This window comes from Paradesertivirga mongoliensis (genome assembly GCF_024436395.1).
In the GTDB taxonomy this organism is placed as follows: Bacteria; Bacteroidota; Bacteroidia; order Sphingobacteriales; family Sphingobacteriaceae; genus Paradesertivirga; species Paradesertivirga mongoliensis.
This window is the reverse complement of the sequence record NZ_JAFMZO010000003.1, coordinates 861,422-879,272: the sequence shown is the minus strand read 5'-3', so window position 1 is coordinate 879,272 and position 17,851 is coordinate 861,422. Positions and strand designations below refer to the sequence as shown.

Genomic DNA, 17,851 nt, shown 5'->3' with positions numbered 1-17,851 from the left:
ACATCCATGATTCGCTATTTCGCGCTACTGCTGGCTTTCTGTCTGCTGTCTGAACAACATCTCTATGCACAGTCGGGCAGCAAAACCATCGCCATCCAAACTAATAATACCGAACTGCTTCTTACTGTAGGGAGTAATAATAAGGTTTATCAAAGTTATTTAGGACAAAAGTTAAGTCATCCTTCAGACAGGGATCTGCTAAAAGTCACCCGTAAAGAGGCTTACATCGCCGCCGGGATGGAGGATTTATTTGAACCCGCCATTCGCATGGTACATGCCGATGGAAATCCTTCCTTACAATTGCTTTACACAAAACATAGCAGTGTTAAACAAGGCGACAACATCACCGTAACATCTATTTATTTAAAAGACCCCAAATATCCGGTAGAAGTAACCTTGCACTATGCAGCACACTTTAACGAGGATATTATCAGGACCTGGACAGAGATTAAACACCAGGAGAAAAAGGCTGTTACCCTGACTAACTATGCATCTTCTATGCTGCATTTTGACGCTTCGAAATATTGGCTCACTCAATTTGACGGGGACTACATGACGGAGATGCGGATGAAAGAAAACCAATTGAGTACGGGGATGAAGGTATTGGACAGCAAATTGGGTACGAGAGCTCATATGTACCGAACCCCCGTGTTCTATCTGTCGTTAAACAAGCCATCTGATGAGACAAGTGGCGAATTAATTGCAGGTACACTGGGCTGGTCGGGCAACTTTCAGTGTCTTTTCGAAATTGATCAGTCGAATGGACTACGTGTAGTTTCCGGAATGAATCCATATGCCTCTGAGTATAAACTAGCACCGGGAAAAACCTTTGTAACCCCCGAATTCATCTTCACTTATACAAAAAAGGGGAAGGGGCAGGCCAGCCGAAACCTACATCGCTGGGCCAGGAACTATGGTGTTCTCGACGGTAAAGAACCACGTTTAACTTTGCTTAACAATTGGGAAGCAACCCACATGGATTTTGACGAAAAGTTGTTGGTGGAGCTTTTTGACGGCGCTAAAAAACTAGGTGTCGATCTGTTTTTATTAGATGATGGCTGGTTTGGAAATAAATATCCCAGAGATGCTGATAAAACAGCGCTGGGCGATTGGCAGGTTGACAAAAAGAAGCTCCCGAGTGGTATTGGCTATTTGGTAAAGCAGGCGGAAGACAAGGATTTAAAGTTTGGTATCTGGCTGGAACCCGAAATGGTTAGTCCCAAGAGTGAGCTTTATGAAAAACATCCCGAATGGGTTTTAAAGCTCCCAAACCGGGAGGAACATTATTCCAGAAATCAACTGGTTCTGGATCTCAGCAACCCCAAAGTTCAGGACTTTGTATACAAGATCGTTGATGATTTAATGACCCAAAATCCGGGTATAGCATTCATTAAATGGGATTGTAATCGCATGATGACCAACCAGTATTCACCTTATCTCAAGGAGAATCAATCGAATCTGTTTATCGATTATACAAAAAGCCTGTACTCTGTTCTGGAACGGATTAGAAAAAAGTACCCTCATTTACCCATCATGTTATGCGCAGGCGGGGGCGGTCGTACCGATTACGGGGCTTTGAAGTACTTTACAGAGTTTTGGCCGAGTGATAATACCGATGCTTTTGAACGTGTCTTTATTCAGTGGGGATACCTCAATTTTTTTCCTTCGCTTACGGTTTCCAGTCACGTTACATCAATGGGTAAACAACCAGTCAAGTTTCGCACAGATGTTGCCATGATGGGAAAGATGGGTTATGACATCCGTGTGAACAACATGACCGAACAGGAGATAAAATTCAGTAATGAAGCAGTTAAAAATTATAAGCGTATAAGCGATGTAATTTGGTTTGGCGACCTTTATCGTCTTGTATCCCCCTACGAAGAACCGCGAGCTGCGCTGATGTACGTCAGCGAAAATAAAAACAGAGCTGTGTTGTTCAATTATATTTTGAACTATCGAAGAAAGGAATATCTCGGAAAGGTACTTTTAGATGGCTTAGATCCTTCGAAACAATATAAATTTGAAGAGATTAATTTACTCCCGGATACAAAATCTACTCACCCGGATAATGGTAAGACCTTTAGCGGTGATTATTTGATGAAGGTGGGGTTTAATCTGGCACCTGGCAGAGTCAACCCGATAACAAGTTCTGTTTTTGAAATAACTGCACAATAGAAACAAAAAGCCGGTTTAACCGGCTTTTTGCTGAATATGAAAAAATTCCTTTTGATAAATCAGCGGACTCTTTCCCGTAATCTGTTTAAAGTACTTGTGAAAGCCGGCGAAGTTATTGAAGCCGCTTTCATAACAGATCTGCTTAATGCTTAATTCATTATCGATCAAAAGCTTACAAGCGTGTCCCACTTTCAACTCGATGATGAATTGTGTGTAGGTCTTTCTGGTTCTGGATTTAAAATATCTGCAGAACGAGTTTGGGCTGATTCTGGCGATATCTGCGATTTCTTCAAGCTGGATCTTCCTTCTGAAGTTATTCATAGAATACTCATAGATAGCGTTTATCCTGCTTTTCTCGGGTTCTTCGAAGTTGTTTTTAAAGCCCATAGACGAAAGCTGAACAATCTGATTACAGTTGCCAATTACTTCTAAAGCTTCCATCAGCAGCATAATTCTCTGCGATCCATCAGTATACAGTAATTTATTTAAAATTTCCGATACGTCCTTTTTCGTTTTGCCAGTTATCTGTATTCCTCTTTTGCCTTTCTCGAGCACAGAGCGTATGTGTTGGTTTTCTGGCAGAGAGAGGAATTTATCGCCCCAAAAGTTTTCGCAGAAATGCGCAACGCGCACATCAGCGGTAGCCTTGGTGTCTTTTTGAAAGTATACATCATCAAATCGCCAGTAATGAGGTAGTTGTGTGCCTATTAAAATTACATCACCCGGGCGGAATCGTTTAATATTGTCTCCGACGAACTGGGTGCCGGTGCCTTTTTTGAAATAGATAAGCTCTACTTCGGGATGATAGTGCCATTTGTTATTGACATAAGGAACAAGATCTTGTCTTACGCTAAAAGATCGCGTAGGTCCGGTAGGTACCTTCAATAATTGCGGTTTCATCAGCTTATATTCTTATTTAGAAAAATTGGTTAATTGGTCTTTTAATAATTGCTTTAGATTCTGACTGACAGCGAATGTTGTTTGTCAGATTACTGAAATAGTACTTCTCAGCTTAAGTCGGCATTCTAATTTTTACTTTCTTCATATCAACTCCGTTTAAAAATTAACGATTCGTAAAGGCCTCCCGTTTATAGCGAGCTGCACTGATTTCAATCTTAAAATGGTGTTCGGGTATTGGTTTATATTGAATGCAATTTATCAGTTAATGCAGCGGGAGGCTCTCATTTGCGTACGCATCTTTGCGAATTTTGTACAGATGGCGTGTTTCGTGGCTGATATCTCGGGCGAACTTCAGTTGTTAAAGCCCTGACGCGAAAAATGGGTAAAATCATTTAATAACATGTAAATCCGACACTTATTCTTTTTGGCCGATTTATATTTCTTTGTCTATTCCCGATCATAAACACAGGGAAGTCAAATGGCAGAAACTATTACTAAACCTAACCGATTTTTACATATCCATCCTTCAGACAACGTGCTGGTAGCATTGCAGGATTTAGAGGCCAATAGCCAGGTACGTTTTCTAAATACAAGTTTCACCTTAAAAAATGATGTTCCTGCAAAGCACAAATTCTCGACGCTTGCCTTTAATCCAGGTGATAAAATTTACATGTATGGAGTCTTAGTTGGCGAGGCAATTACGGCTATTCCACAAGGGGAGCTTATCTCCTTAAAAAATATAAAGCATGCTTCTAAAGACTTTGACCTGGGCGAGCGAAAGCTGTTTTGGGAAAAACCAGATGTGGAAAGATGGCAAGACAAAACCTTTATGGGTTATCATCGGGAAGATGGAAGCGTTGGTACTGCCAACTACTGGATTGTAATACCTCTGGTGTTTTGTGAAAACCGGAACGTTGAGGTGTTGAAAGAGGCATTTATTAATAAATTGGGTTATGGTGTTCCGCAGATATATGAACAAAATGTAGAGCAGATTCTTTCGATGTACCGCAACGGAAAGACACTGGATGATATACTTAATACTGAACTAACCGACCATCCGGTAGAGGTAAATGACACCCGCGTTTTCCCCAATGTCGACGGAATAAAATTTCTTACACATGATTTGGGCTGCGGCTGCACCAGGCTTGATTCTGACGCACTCTGCGGCTTGCTTGCAGGATATATTACTCATCCTAATGTTGCGGGCGCTACGGTGCTGAGTTTAGGTTGCCAGCATTCTCAGGCAAGTATCCTCCAGAACGAGATTTCAAAACGAGATCCTGGTTTTAAAAAGCCACTTATCATTCTCGAACAGCAAGCAGAGGGTACAGAAAAAAAATTATTACAAAAGGCGATTAAACTTACTTTCAATGGACTTGTGCGAGCCAATAAAATTTTGCGCAAGCCGGCACCCCTTTCAAAACTGTGTATAGGGCTCGAGTGTGGCGGCTCCGACGGTTTCTCGGGCATTTCTGCAAACCCGGCTCTAGGCTTCGTTTCTGATTGTTTTGTTGCTCTTGGCTCATCAGTCATACTTTCAGAATTTCCGGAACTATGCGGAGTTGAACAGGAGTTATGCGATCGTTGTGTGGATGAACCGACCGCGAAAAAATTTATGGACCTAATGAGGATCTATAACGCAAAGGCAGAGGCCGACGGATCTGGTTTTTACGCTAATCCATCGCCGGGTAATATTAAAGATGGCTTAATTACCGACGCTATCAAATCTGCCGGGGCAGCAAAGAAGGGTGGCACTTCGCCGATTGTAGCCGTTCTGGATTACCCCAATAAAGTTTCACGGGCGGGGTTAAACCTCTTGTGTACACCGGGTAACGATGTTGAAAGCACCACCGCCGAGGTAGCCGCAGGCGCAAACGTGGTTTTATTCACCACAGGCTTGGGTACTCCCACAGGGAATCCGATCGCACCGGTGATTAAGCTCTCTACCAGCACCATGCTTTATAACAGGATGCCAGACATTATCGACATTGATTGTGGGACGATAATAGCCGCCAGTGAAACGATTGAGGAGGTAGGAGAGAGGATTATCGATTTCGTGATTAAAGTGGCCAGTGGTGAAGTCCAGGCAAAATCCAGCATCTTACAACAAAATGATTTTATTCCCTGGAGAAGAGGGGTGTCCTTGTAACTGCATTTGCTGAAAATTGCTCGTTTTAATCAGCCTGCCGGGCTATATAGTACCCCTTGGCGTTACCCTTTACTTCCCTCTATACGCTACCCGGCTTATCGGCATTAACCCCTGTGTTTAAAATCAAGAATTCTATTTTCATTAATTAATTATTCTTATTTTTATACATTAAAATCGCTTTAATAGGTTAGTGACGTGTGGTTTTTGTGTGAATTTGGTTAATCAAGAGGTGGTACCATGTCGATAAGTTTTCGCTCCGATAGCAATATTTAACTATTTCCAGCTGTTATGATGAGGTTTTTGCTAGGGGTAATTGCTGTTGTTTTTTTTATTTCTGATAACGCCCGTGCTCAAAAACATAATCTGTTTTTTAAGCGCATCACAAAAGATGAGGGATTATCGTCGAATAAAGTTCTGTGCATCACTCAAGACCAGACAGGTTTTATGTGGTTTGGAACAGAGGATGGGTTGACCCGCTTTGATGGTGCAAACTTCCTGATCTACAGGCACGATCCCAAGAATAAATTTAGCCTTAGTAACAACTACGTTAATTGTGTTTATGAAGATCCTCGAAATGGAAATCTCTGGATTGGAACTGCTAAAGGCTTAAACTATCTTAACCGGACCGATAACAAGATTTACTCCGCATCGACTCATGCAGATACCGTTCTAAAAGACATCAGCATATTTTCGGTATTGGTAGATAGTAAAAACAACAGGTGGGTAGGCACTGCCCGAGGACTGTTTGTTTATCCTGATAAATCTGACAAACCTGTTCTGAGGCTGAGAAATACAGATCCAAGCCTGGCGGGCAATGTGGCCTGTCTTTATGAAGATTCGAAAAAGAATGTTTGGGCAGGGACAACTTTTGGCCTCTTTGTCTTCGACAATAAAAAAAAGCGTTTTAAGAAGGTCGGTTTAAATACGCCCTTTGTAGTGAGCGTTCTTTCGGTTTCGGAAGACAGCAGGCGCGATATTTGGGTCACTTCAGCATCTGGTGCTTTCAACTTTCGTAATGGTCAAGTCAGGAGATATGCGGTTGAAAATAATTTTCTAAGAAGTAATAAAGTTCATGGTTTAGTTGAAGATGAGTTTGGAAATATGCTCTTCGCTGTGCGTGATGGTGGCGGACTGCATTATCTGGACTATCAAAAAAATACTATCACCATATTAGCCAATGATATCTATAATCCCTCAAGTATAAGTAGCGGGGTACTTACGGCCATCTATAAAGACAAGTTTAAAAACATATGGTTAGGCACCTGGGCTAAGGGATTAAATTTTATCGATAAGAATCATAAGCTATTTGCGCATTACAAAATCAATTTTAAATCTGACGGGCTGCGCAGTAATAATGTGCGAACTGCTTTCCAGGACAGCGATGGCGACATCTGGATCGGGACTAAAGACGAAGGATATCTAAGCAAATTTAATCCCGAGAAGGGAACTTTTACCCATTACGACGGGATGCTGATTAATCCCCGGAGTGCCCAAAACTTCTTTGTATTATCCATTGCAGAGGCTAAGCCCGGCCTGTTACTCATAGGGACCCATGAGGGCGGCTTAATAATCTTCGACAAAAAGAACGGACGGTTTGTGAAGTACCTTAACAATCCAAAAGATAAGTTTTCGCTTGCCAATAATATGGTGCCCGGAGTCTTTAAGGATAGATATAACAAGATTTGGGTGGCCAGCATCAGAAGGTTACAGACCTTCGACTTAAAATCCGGTAAGTTCAATCTGGTAGATGGTATCGATTATGTAAAGTGCTTTTATGATTACAGCCCCAACGAAATTTATTTTGGCGGTCGCAGAGGTCTGTTCCATTACAATCGGAAAACCGGCGAAATTATAAGATTTCATAAGGAAAATAATAATTTAAATAGTGGGGCTTTACCAGATATTACCGGGATTGTAAAAGGTGCCGACGGCAATTTATGGCTCACCACGGTGGGGAGGGGTTTAATGCAATTTAATCCCAGAACAAAGCAATTTAAATCATATACGGTAGACGAGGGTTTGCCAAGCAATATCATTTGTGGTATTCAAACTGATAATAAGGGCAATCTCTGGATGAGTTCGTCTAATGGATTGTCAAAGTTTAGTCTCTCAACGAGGAAGTTCAGGAATTACTACGTATCCGAAGGCCTGCAGGGAAATGAATTTGAGAAGTATGTAAGTTATAAGACCAAAGACGGTCATATCATATTTGGTGGCAGTAACGGATTTAACTACTTCTATCCGGACAGTATTAAAGATAATCGCGTTATTCCGAAGGTTGTTATCACCGATTTTAAGATCTTTAATCAGCCGGTTAAAGTAAATGAAGATAATTCGCCTTTAAAGGAAAGTATCAGTACAACGCGAAAACTGGTGTTGAACTACAAACAATCGGTAATAACCTTTGAATTTGCCGCTCTGAATTTTTCGTCGCCCGTATATAATCAATATGCTTATAAATTGGAGCCTTTGGAAAAGGAATGGAATTATATAGGTGTCCGGAACATTGCAAGCTATTCGAGTTTGCCGGCCGGGACCTATAAATTCAAAGTCAAGGCCTCAAATAACGACGGTCTCTGGAACGATGTTCCTACCACTTTAGAGATTAAAGTATTGCCTCCACCCTGGAAAAGCTGGTGGGCTTATCTTTTCTATTTTTCAGTACTTGGCGGAATTATTTATCTGTGGCTGAGATACAAAAATTTCCAGACACAGCTTCACATCGCCCAGCTTGAGCAGAACAAGCTACAGGAGCTGCATGCCATTAAATCCCAGTTTTTTACTAATATCTCGCACGAGTTTAAAACGCCTTTAACCATGATTTTGAGTCCTCTGAACAAGTTAATGAGGATCGCCCAAAATGAGGATGAACGCAAGCATTTGGGCTATATAAAACGTAATGCCTTGCGCTTGCAGAAACTGATTAACCAACTAATGGAGCTTAAAAGTATTGATAATGATACGGTGGCGCCGCATTATATTAAAGGCGACATTGTCGCTTTCGTCATAGACTTAACCCAGGTTTTTGAGCCTCTTGCCGAAGAACATAATATCAGGATCGATTGTAGGAAGCCAAAAAGCATCATCACTTATTTTGATTCGGATAAAATCGAAAAAATCTTTTACAACCTTCTGTCAAATGCGGTGAAATTCACTCCGGATGGTGGTATTATCGAGGTGTCTGTTGAACGGAAAAGCGTGTTTAGTGTCGGCGACACATCCTTCGATACTCCCGTTCTGCAGTTTAGAGTACGTAATACGGGTTCAAAAATAGCCGCTCATCAATTGCCTCACATTTTCGAAAATTATTATCATATCGATCGCCCGAGTTCTCTGGTACAACCGAATACGGGTATCGGACTGGCATTTACCAAGGAGCTGGTCGAACTTCTGGGAGGGTCGATAGGCGCCGAAAGCGATGACGAGTGGACGAGTTTTACTGTAAATATTCCTGAAGTTAAGACCCTCGAACAAGACATGGGAGTTAAGCCGGACCTAAATGCCGACAGATTTGTATACTCTCAGCAATTACTCGAAATACTAAAATTTGAGAAAGAGACCATAGAACCGAAAGATGTCAACGAGAAGGCACCATCGGTGCTATTGGTTGAAGATAATAAAGAGCTTAGAGAGCTTTTGTTCAATGCCCTGGCGAAAGAATACAAAGTGACTGTAGCCTGTGATGGGTATGCCGGCTTACAACTGGCTAAAAAGATACATCCCGTGTTAATCATTTCCGATATCGTGATGCCGCGTCTAAGCGGTGTAGAATTGTGCAGGGAGATTAAACAGAATATAGAGTTCAACCATATACCTGTGGTATTGCTTACTGCCTCGAACACAGACACTCAGCGTTTGGAAGGTATGGAGTCTGGGGCCGATGTTTATATCGAAAAGCCTTTCGATCTTGAGTTTTTCAAGCTCCAGGTAAAAAATATTATTCAAACCCGGAAAGCTCAACGCGAAGCCTTCGCAAAGAAACTAAGTCCAGAACCCGAAAAAGTTGCCGCTAATTCGGCTAACGAGGAGTTTGTGATGAAAGCTATTGCCCTGGTCGAAAAAAACATGGACAATTCTGAGTTTGACGTGGATGCTTTTGTAAAAGAAATGAACATGAGCAGAACAGCGTTGTATCAGAAGATACGCTCTCTGACCGATCTGTCGATCAACGAATTTATAATTAATATCCGTCTAAAGAGGGCGGCTCATCTCTTAAAAACTTCCGATCATACTGTTTCAGAAATTGCCTTCAAGGTTGGTTTTAACTCCCCCAGCTATTTTGGTATTTGCTTTAAACGGAATTTTAAAATCTCGCCAACCGCTTTTATAGAACAGTTTAAGGAGCCTGTCCTGTAGTTGCAATCGAAATAGGCTTTCCACGCCTATTGTACAAATAGAAGAGATTTTCATACAAAAATGAGAGCTTGTGATCTGGCTCAACACTAATTTAGCATATCTAAAAGATTATAAAAAGTAAAAAGGCCACAGCTTTTTGCCAATAACCAATAATAAACCTGTCGGGATACGACATACTATTATATTTTATTAGTTAGTGAATCACGACTCCAAAATTTTGCAAATGAGCAGATGTGTTAAGACGTTCATGACTTTATCAGGAAATATGAAAAGGGTTACTCTATTGCTCCTGCTAAATGTCTTTTGTCTCCTTTCGGGAGCTTCAGCTGGCTACGGAGCTGGCCAACCGGCTACAGAGATTACCTCTAAAATGAAGTCGACAAATATCGCCAGGATCGGCGCCGACACTCTCGTGCTTATTACCGGTACAACTTACCGGTATACGGTTGATACTCCGGAAGACAAGGGGCTCAGCTCAACGCAGCTTCGTGTAGAGAATCTATCCTCACAAATAGAATCTAAAGACGGCTCAATCCAAATCTATAAAGTTATTTCAGCCAATGGTGCTATAAAAACATCCGGCAATTTTGAGAGCGGCGATCGTTTATTAGTTAGCTCCCCGGAAGAAAAAAAAACTAAGACCTATCACATTTCAGTACAGTCAATGGCCCTAAGTGGTGAGTTAAGCCTGGCTGAAGATGAGATAACTATGAAGAGCGATAGAAACGTAACTATTTTCTTTACCGCCGGACAGAGGTCTCCTGATGCTACGGTTAGAATTTTTCTTCCTCCCGGGATAAATTGTAATCTTGAAAATACTACCGTTAACGTAATTGGCCGCGGCGACGTTAAATTAGCAGACCTGCACACGCAATCTATCGGGCGGGTGGGCACCAATTATTCTTACTCTAAAGTAGGAGAGGTACAAATTCTAAAATCTGAGGACGGAGGATCAATCCTCTTGTTCAAACACCTGGACCTTCGTCCGGCAAATGGTCCTGATCTTAAAATCGTCATCGATAAAGCTAACTTGCCTAAGGCGGGCAGCTACGTGTTTAAAGCAAACTATACTACATCCAAACCAGAAGTACTTACCAGCCCGGGTGTTGGTCCAGAAACGGCGATACTTAGAGCAACGCAAACTATTTCAAACCTTGAAAAGGTCGTAAACAGATCTCTTCAGTATAGAGACCTGCCAGAAACGTATACAACCTTAACTTTGAACTGGAACGGCCAAAATAATTCTTCTGTGGAATTGATGCAGTCGCTGGATAACGGAAAAACCTGGAATGCCTCGATCGTCAAGCCGGGAAACTTTGCGGCAACCCTTACAAATCTGCAGCCTGATAGGTTTTATAGCTTCAGACTTAAGGTTAAAGGCGGCGAAAATAAAGGCCTTTCTAACGTTGTTCGGTATTATTCTGGGATGCTTGATATAAAATCTTTCGGAGTAAAGGGCGATGGTAAAAGTGATGATACAGGGAAAATTAATGAAGCCATAGCTTATCTGAACGAAATTGGGGGCGGCACTCTTTTGTTTAGCGACGGAGTATATTCGGTCAGAACGGTTCATTTAAAAAGCAATGTTTATCTGTATCTGAATAAAGGGGCCAGCATTTTAGCACTCAAAGGTGCGGATGCTCCCGAGACCACCTGGTTTAGCGACAAAAAATATCGGTCCGGGCTTTCTCCCACAGACTCCGGTCCTTATGCTGATCCCGAAAATTACCTCACCAAGCAAGATGTGGGACACCATTATTTTAGAAATACGATGTTTTTTGGTGAACGGCTGGATAACGTTAAGATTATTGGCAATGGATATATTTCTGGGAATGGAAATCTGGTAACCGGCGACCGTGTAATGAATAACCCTCCGGAAAACCGTGCAGACAAAATGTTTACGCTTAAACTTTGCACCAATCTGGAAATAGGCGGCCTTGCCCGAGAGGAAGACTTGTGGTACGACCCCGGGAAAGACGAACCCTATTATATAGGCAGAGATGGGTCGAAAATCGAAGATCTTGATAATATGCTAAAAATTGATCGTGCGGGTCATTTTGTATTACTGGCGACGGGAACAGATAATATCAATGTACATGATACCTATTTCGCTAAATATCATACCTCTAATGCCAGGGATATTTATGATTTTATGGCCTGCAATAATGTTAAGGTAACCAATATTTATTCAAAGGTAAGTTCAGATGATATTGTCAAACCGGGATCAGATTGTTCTCTGGGATTTACACGCCCAGCCAGCGGGTATATGGTTCGGAATATAATAGGAGATACCAACTGCAATCTTTTCCAGATCGGTTCTGAAACAGCCGACGATATCACAGATGTTCATGTTGATAATATTTACGTCCTCGGGGCTAACAAGGCAGGTTTCTCTATCTCAACAAACGACGGCGCTCATATTAAAGATATCCACCTCAATTGCGGACACACGGGTAAAGTGCATTCGCGTTCCAAAATGTTCCGTACCACTGCTCCGTTCTTTATTTCTATTTCTAACCGGGCGCGCATTCTGGGAGCAAATGTCAGCCGGCATAAGTTTGATGAAAATGGGGTAAAACACGACGAACTTTTGGTAAATAATGTCAATATAGGTAAAGTCGAAAATATCATTTTGAACGGTGTTGATATCGCTGAAGTTTATGGAGGAAGCTCCTATAGCGATGCAAAAACCAGGTGGAAACCGTACGATGGGAAGCAAAGAAAGGCCACCCCGATCATTGCAGGCTATAGCTTGCCAGATCCATCTGTGGTAGAGGGAGGCCTGAACTTCAAATTGCCGAATGGCAACCATACGGGTTACATCAAAAATATAGTCTTAAATGATATTAATGTTCTGGTAAAGGGCGGTAATCCCGTATCCGATACATCCCAGGTTCCGCCAGAGTTAGGTGTGGGGCAATACAATATCTCTAATTTAAAAGTCCAGCCATCATACGGATTGTGGGCCAGACATGTCCAAGATCTTAATATCAGCAAATGCACTTTCAGCCATGAACAGGCAGATGGCCGATATGCTTTGTTTTTTGATGATGTGATTGGTGCCCGTATTACAGATGTTAAGATGCTGCGACCGGCTAACAACGATGCGGTGCTGGGATTAAAAAATGCTGGGGATATAGTTGTCCGGAATACTGTTTTTTTCGATGGGAAATGGGGTAACGCACCCTCGGATCTTTCCGTATCAAAGAACACTGTTCATAAAGGAATAAATACATTTCCATTGCGAACGAAATAAACCGATATAAAAAGAAATTTTTAATATAACTGAGCTGCTGAAGCGAACCACAATTGAGGCCATGTTACCTCTGTGAAGAATTACCAGTTTATTAGTCGTATATTCTTTATTGTGTGTTTTTATTCGAGTAATGATGCCAAAATAGATGAATGATAGGCCAATTTTTCTAAACAACAAGTGGAAGATTCCGGCTTATCTTGCATAAAGATTATAACCAATAATCCAAGACGTAACCAACAAAGTAATAACCAAATTAACGAGACTCTTTTTTCGCGGGATCGCTTAAAAAAAGGGCTTTAAACCGATAAATAAACTCAGTAGTATGAATAGAGGTTTCCTTTCAACCAGGCTTAGGCCAGAATGGATTTTTTTCAGCCAGCTCTGGAAAAAATTCCTTGTAATCTTGCTTGTTTTATTGCAGGCGAATGTGTTTGCCCAATCGAATATTAGAGTAACGGGTACCGTTACCGACCCGAAAGGCGAGACTCTTCCGGGGGTGAGTATTAAAGTAAAAGGTGAGGCGACGGGGGTTACCAGCTCTAATGATGGTAAATTTTCAATTGTAGTACCCAGCCAGGCGTCGGTGTTAGTTTTTAGCTACATAGGATCAATAACGAAAGAAGAGGTTGTAGGAAGTAGAACGATTATAAATGTCGCTTTACAGGATAATACCACGGGGCTCGACGAAGTAGTAATTACAGGTTATGGTCAGGCAGTGAAGAGAAGAGATTTAACAGGCTCCATCTCGAGTGTTACTGCCGCGCAAATTGAAGAAAGGCAGCCAGTAACCTTATTTGATGCACTGCAGGGGCAGGCCGCAGGTGTCCTGGTAACAAATGATAGCGGAGACCCGGCGGGCCAGGGAACGATTCAGATCAGAAACGCATCTACTATTGGCGGATCCACAGCGCCCTTATATGTTATAGATGGGGCCCTAAGTGATAATGCCAATTTTGTCAATCCTCAAGACATTGCATCAATCGAGGTTTTAAAAGATGCCTCTTCCGCTGCAATATATGGCGCACGGGGCGCGAACGGAGTTATATTGATTACCACAAAAAGAGGAAAAGAAGGAAGACCTTTAATTTCGGCGAATTATACAAATACCATGGGCAAGCTGGCTCATAAGTTACGTTTAACATCTGCTGACGAGCTTCGTTATTTCAGGCAGGTGGCCAGGGGCAACAATCCAGCCTCAGATACCGTGAATCCCTATCTGAATTCTGATAATGATTACCAGGATCTGTTGTATAGAACAGGCCGCAAGCAAGTTATGTCGCTGAATCTAAGCGGGGGCACGAAAGGCGCTACCTATTATGCCGGTTTTACTTATACCGATGATAAAGCTACAATAGTAAACAGCTGGATGAAGCGTGTGCAGTCAACCATCAATGCCGATTTTGACATTTCCCGGAAGTTGAAAATATCCAACAGTTTGGCTTTCGCATATCAAACTGGTAATAACGTACCGATAGGTACAAGTGCAAGGCAGGTTTTTGAGAGAAATCCATGGACTTCAATTTATCGCCCGGACGGGTCGTTGGCCAGTTACGTCGAGTCAAAAAGAAATCCGGTAGCTTTTGCGTTGTTGGCCGAAAATATTGATAATAACTATACCACGAAGTTTAATACCAACCTTACTTACACATTAAATGATAGGTTCCGGTTTACAACTGTAGGTAATGCGCAGTTAGACAACAATGCTAACAACCAATTTGAAACCGCTCAATTAACCTCTGGAGGAGGTGGAAATGCTGTAGGGCGGAATACTTTCGAAAAACGGATTCGATGGGAAGCGCAGGGTCTCTTAAATTATGCACAGACATTTGCCGAAGATCATTCGGTAACTGGTTTGCTGGGCGTTTCTGCAGAGCGAAGAAGAGATGACGATTACACGATTAGAATGAACGGTTATCTTACTGAAGAAATCAGGACTTCAAACGCCGGTGTAATAGATTTGTCTAACGACAATACCCGTACCGGCTCGGGGGCCTATTCTACTGCTAACATTTTCGGACGTTTAAATTATAGCTATCTGTCGAGGTATATTCTTCAGGGGTCTTTCAGGCGTGACGGTTCTTCGCGGTTTGGTGGAAGTAACAAATGGGGAACATTTCTTTCGGGATCTGCAGCATGGAGGTTTTCTGACGAGAATTTTATGGCCTGGTCGAAAAAGTTTCTATCAGACGCCAAATTGAGATACAGTATCGGTACAGTAGGAAATGACCAGATTGCAAACTATGCTTCTTATACTACCATGCAGTTTGGAGGGTCATATGCAGGCCTTGGAGCGGCTTTCCCAAATACTACCCTGGGAAACTCAAATATCCAATGGGAATCTACTACTACAGCTGATTATGGTTTAGAACTGAGCTTTTTCAAAAGTCGTATGAACTTTGTGACCAGTTATTATACAAAAACGACTGAAGATTTACTCTACGAGCAAGAAATTCCGAAGGAAACAGGTGCCCGCACTACCACTGTAAACTTCGGAACGATAGCTAACTCCGGACTTGAGTTTGAACTGTCAGGAAACCCTGTTGCAAAAAGAGACTTCAGCTGGAACGCAAGGGCAAATATTTCTTTTCAGAAAGGTAAGATCAAGGAACTTGCGGGCGGTACGTCCAAACTGGTTAACAATGTTTTCTTAATCGAAGAAGGTGGTCAGATCGGCAATATCCTTCTATGGCAGAACTTAGGAGTGTACCAATATGATGTTTCTAACGCCTACGACGCTCAGGGCAGAAGGCTTACGCCCGAAGGGATCACTGTAGACGAGGCCACAAATACCTCTACAGCTACCGGATATTCTATTGACGGACAACCGTACTCGGGCACAATCTATAAAAAGTCAAGGAACGGAATCGTATTACAAGGCGGAGATACTGAGTGGCTCGACACCAATAATGATCACGTGATCGACGACAATGACCTGGTTATTGCAGGTAATATGCTTCCTGATTTTTATTTCGGGATTTCTAACGACTTCCGATATAAATCCTTTTCTCTCAACATAATGTTTAACGGACAATTCGGGAACAAGGTTTATAATCAGGTAGCTAACTCACAGAATGCTAATACATCAACCTATACGCCACCGATGTGGGATGCGGCAACAACCTCATGGAAGAGGCAAGGGGATATTACTAAGTTTCCTCTGATTACCCGTACTAATACCAGAGGAAGTATATCAAGTGGTTATAACAGCATGTACCTGGAAGACGGATCGTTTATTCGCTTGCAGAGCCTGCGATTTGCATATCAGCTTAAGCCTTCAATAGCCCAAAAAGTCAAGTTGAAGAACGCTCAGCTTTACGTGTTTGGAACGAACCTGGCCATGTGGACAAATTACTCGGGTTATGATCCCGAATTTAGTTCAAATAATCCATTAGTTAGGGGTATTGATAATGGAAGATATCCTAAAAGAAGAGAATTTGGCTTAGGACTAAACGTAAATTTTTAAGACGATGAAGAAAGTAATTTATATATCTGCTTTATGCATAGTTATACTATTAGGCAGCTGCAAGAAATTCTTGGATGAACGGCCATTGGAGGCTGTAGATATTTCCAATTTTTATAAGACAGGCAGGGATATTACCGCAGGTTTGGCAGGAATTTATCTTTCCTTTCAGACAGAAATGACCGGCCCTGGAAATAATTTTAACGGTAAATATTTTTACTGGGGAGAAGTTAGGTCGGATAATTTTGATAAGAATGGATATGGAGGATCTCGTGAAGATGAATTGCGCTTAAATGAGTTAACATCAGGAAATGCACTAAGCAATTGGGACGGCTTATACCGCACAATTGCTCGCTGTAATCAGGCAATTAAATATATTCCAAGGGTGAGAGAAACAGATCCCAATACTACTGTGGCGGTTGCAAACAATGCTCTGGCTGAGGCTTATGCCATGAGGGCGATGTGTTATTTCTATATTGTAAGGTTGTGGGGCGATGCTCCTATCCGTCTGGAGCCGTATGAGAATGTAGCTTTAGATCCAACTCTTCCCCGCGAACCGAAAGCTAAAATTATTGAAGAGGTTATTCTGGCAGATTTGAATAAAGCCTATGAATTAATAACTAAAAACCAAAACAACACTGTATGGAGAATTAGTGAAGGAGCAATAGCGGCCATGTTAGCCGACGTTTATATGTGGAGAGCGGGTACTACCAATAATGCAGCCGATTATACCAACGCTATCGGAGCTTTCCAAAAGCTATTTGCTGCAAAAGGGGCTACAGGGGTTGTTTATGGTAGTACAAACGCCAATCTCGAACCGACCGCCACTTGGAAGCAACTATTTCTGGCGCCCACCAGTACCAGAGAGGCAATATGGAGTATTCATTGGGACCCTGCTGCTAATGGCTGTGCCTGTTTGCCGGTATCGATAGGCCGGAGCAATAGCCCGGTTCGTGTCGATTCGGTTATTCACGCCGACTGGCAAAAGAATACAGCGGACATCCGGGTCAAACAGACGTATGATATTGAACAAGGCTTAGGTAACTATGACAGGGTACAAAAGTATTATGTCACTAACGCTGCTATGACTTCGATCACTACCACAGCAGATCTAAGTGCAACTTACCTGGTAATGTACAGATTAGGCGATATGTTTCTATTATATGCTGAAGCATTGAATAAGACAGGACAAAGAGCAGACGCTTTAAAATATCTGAACTATATTCACCAACGTGCAGGATTGCCGGCAATTGCAGCTACAGATCCTTCGGTCTCCACAAACGGAGTATTAGATGAAAGAAAGCTTGAAACCGTGATTTTGCAGGAAAGGCAATGGGAAACTTTCGCAGAAGGCAAAAGATGGTTTGACCTTGTTCGTACCAATCGGGTAAACGAAGTTATGGACCCTATTATTAACGACCGCATACGGAGGCTTACAGGAACAGCCGGAACCGAAGGTTTTGGCACCGACAAAGGCAGGTTTTTATGGCCGCTGTATAAAACATTACTTGAAGAAAATATAAAATTAGAACAAAACGACTCATACAAATAGATT

At 42.0% G+C, this 17,851-nt stretch carries 7 protein-coding genes; 6 read left to right on the top strand and 1 reads right to left on the bottom strand.

Going from position 1 to position 17,851, the window contains the following annotated elements; genetic code table 11:
• Positions 1 to 6 precede the first annotated feature (6 nt).
• A complete protein-coding gene (locus J3P43_RS14950) occupies positions 7 to 2,175 on the top strand; it encodes an alpha-galactosidase (protein WP_255903824.1) in 2,169 nt (722 codons plus the stop codon).
• A gap of 15 nt (positions 2,176 to 2,190) precedes the next feature.
• On the opposite strand, the gene J3P43_RS14945 is transcribed toward J3P43_RS14950, so the two are convergent.
• Entirely contained in the window at positions 2,191 to 3,075 is an 885-nt protein-coding gene (locus tag J3P43_RS14945) for an AraC family transcriptional regulator (RefSeq protein ID WP_255903822.1), read from the bottom strand.
• A gap of 478 nt (positions 3,076 to 3,553) precedes the next feature.
• Here J3P43_RS14945 and J3P43_RS14940 point away from each other — a divergent pair, with 478 nt between their 5' ends.
• The 5 genes from J3P43_RS14940 (at position 3,554) to J3P43_RS14920 (ending at position 17,848) form a co-directional block, all read left to right on the top strand.
• Positions 3,554 to 5,224, top strand: a complete 1,671-nt coding sequence (locus J3P43_RS14940) for a UxaA family hydrolase (protein ID WP_255903820.1) — start codon at positions 3,554 to 3,556, stop codon at positions 5,222 to 5,224.
• Between the two features lie 288 nt (positions 5,225 to 5,512).
• Positions 5,513 to 9,580, top strand: a complete 4,068-nt coding sequence (locus J3P43_RS14935; RefSeq protein ID WP_255903817.1) for a hybrid sensor histidine kinase/response regulator transcription factor — start codon at positions 5,513 to 5,515, stop codon at positions 9,578 to 9,580.
• Positions 9,581 to 9,803: 223 nt separating this feature from the next.
• Positions 9,804 to 12,836, top strand: a complete 3,033-nt coding sequence (locus tag J3P43_RS14930; RefSeq protein ID WP_255903815.1) for a glycosyl hydrolase family 28-related protein — start codon at positions 9,804 to 9,806, stop codon at positions 12,834 to 12,836.
• A 322-nt stretch (positions 12,837 to 13,158) separates the two neighbouring features.
• Entirely contained in the window at positions 13,159 to 16,299 is a 3,141-nt protein-coding gene (locus J3P43_RS14925) for a SusC/RagA family TonB-linked outer membrane protein (protein WP_255903813.1), read from the top strand.
• Positions 16,300 to 16,303: 4 nt separating this feature from the next.
• Positions 16,304 to 17,848: a RagB/SusD family nutrient uptake outer membrane protein gene (locus tag J3P43_RS14920; protein ID WP_255903811.1), complete on the top strand. Its 1,545-nt coding sequence runs from the start codon at positions 16,304 to 16,306 to the stop codon at positions 17,846 to 17,848.
• The last annotated feature ends 3 nt before the right edge of the window (positions 17,849 to 17,851 follow it).

What these genes read in the sequence shown, in the direction of transcription:
- J3P43_RS14925 (WP_255903813.1), top strand. Translation starts at nt 13,159, where the DNA reads ATGAATAGAGGTTTCCTTTCAACCAGGCTTAGGCCAGAATGGATTTTT.
- J3P43_RS14945 (WP_255903822.1), bottom strand. Translation starts at nt 3,075, where the DNA reads ATGAAACCGCAATTATTGAAGGTACCTACCGGACCTACGCGATCTTTT.
- J3P43_RS14920 (WP_255903811.1), top strand. Translation starts at nt 16,304, where the DNA reads ATGAAGAAAGTAATTTATATATCTGCTTTATGCATAGTTATACTATTA.
- J3P43_RS14935 (WP_255903817.1), top strand. Translation starts at nt 5,513, where the DNA reads ATGATGAGGTTTTTGCTAGGGGTAATTGCTGTTGTTTTTTTTATTTCT.
- J3P43_RS14930 (WP_255903815.1), top strand. Translation starts at nt 9,804, where the DNA reads ATGAGCAGATGTGTTAAGACGTTCATGACTTTATCAGGAAATATGAAA.
- J3P43_RS14950 (WP_255903824.1), top strand. Translation starts at nt 7, where the DNA reads ATGATTCGCTATTTCGCGCTACTGCTGGCTTTCTGTCTGCTGTCTGAA.
- J3P43_RS14940 (WP_255903820.1), top strand. Translation starts at nt 3,554, where the DNA reads ATGGCAGAAACTATTACTAAACCTAACCGATTTTTACATATCCATCCT.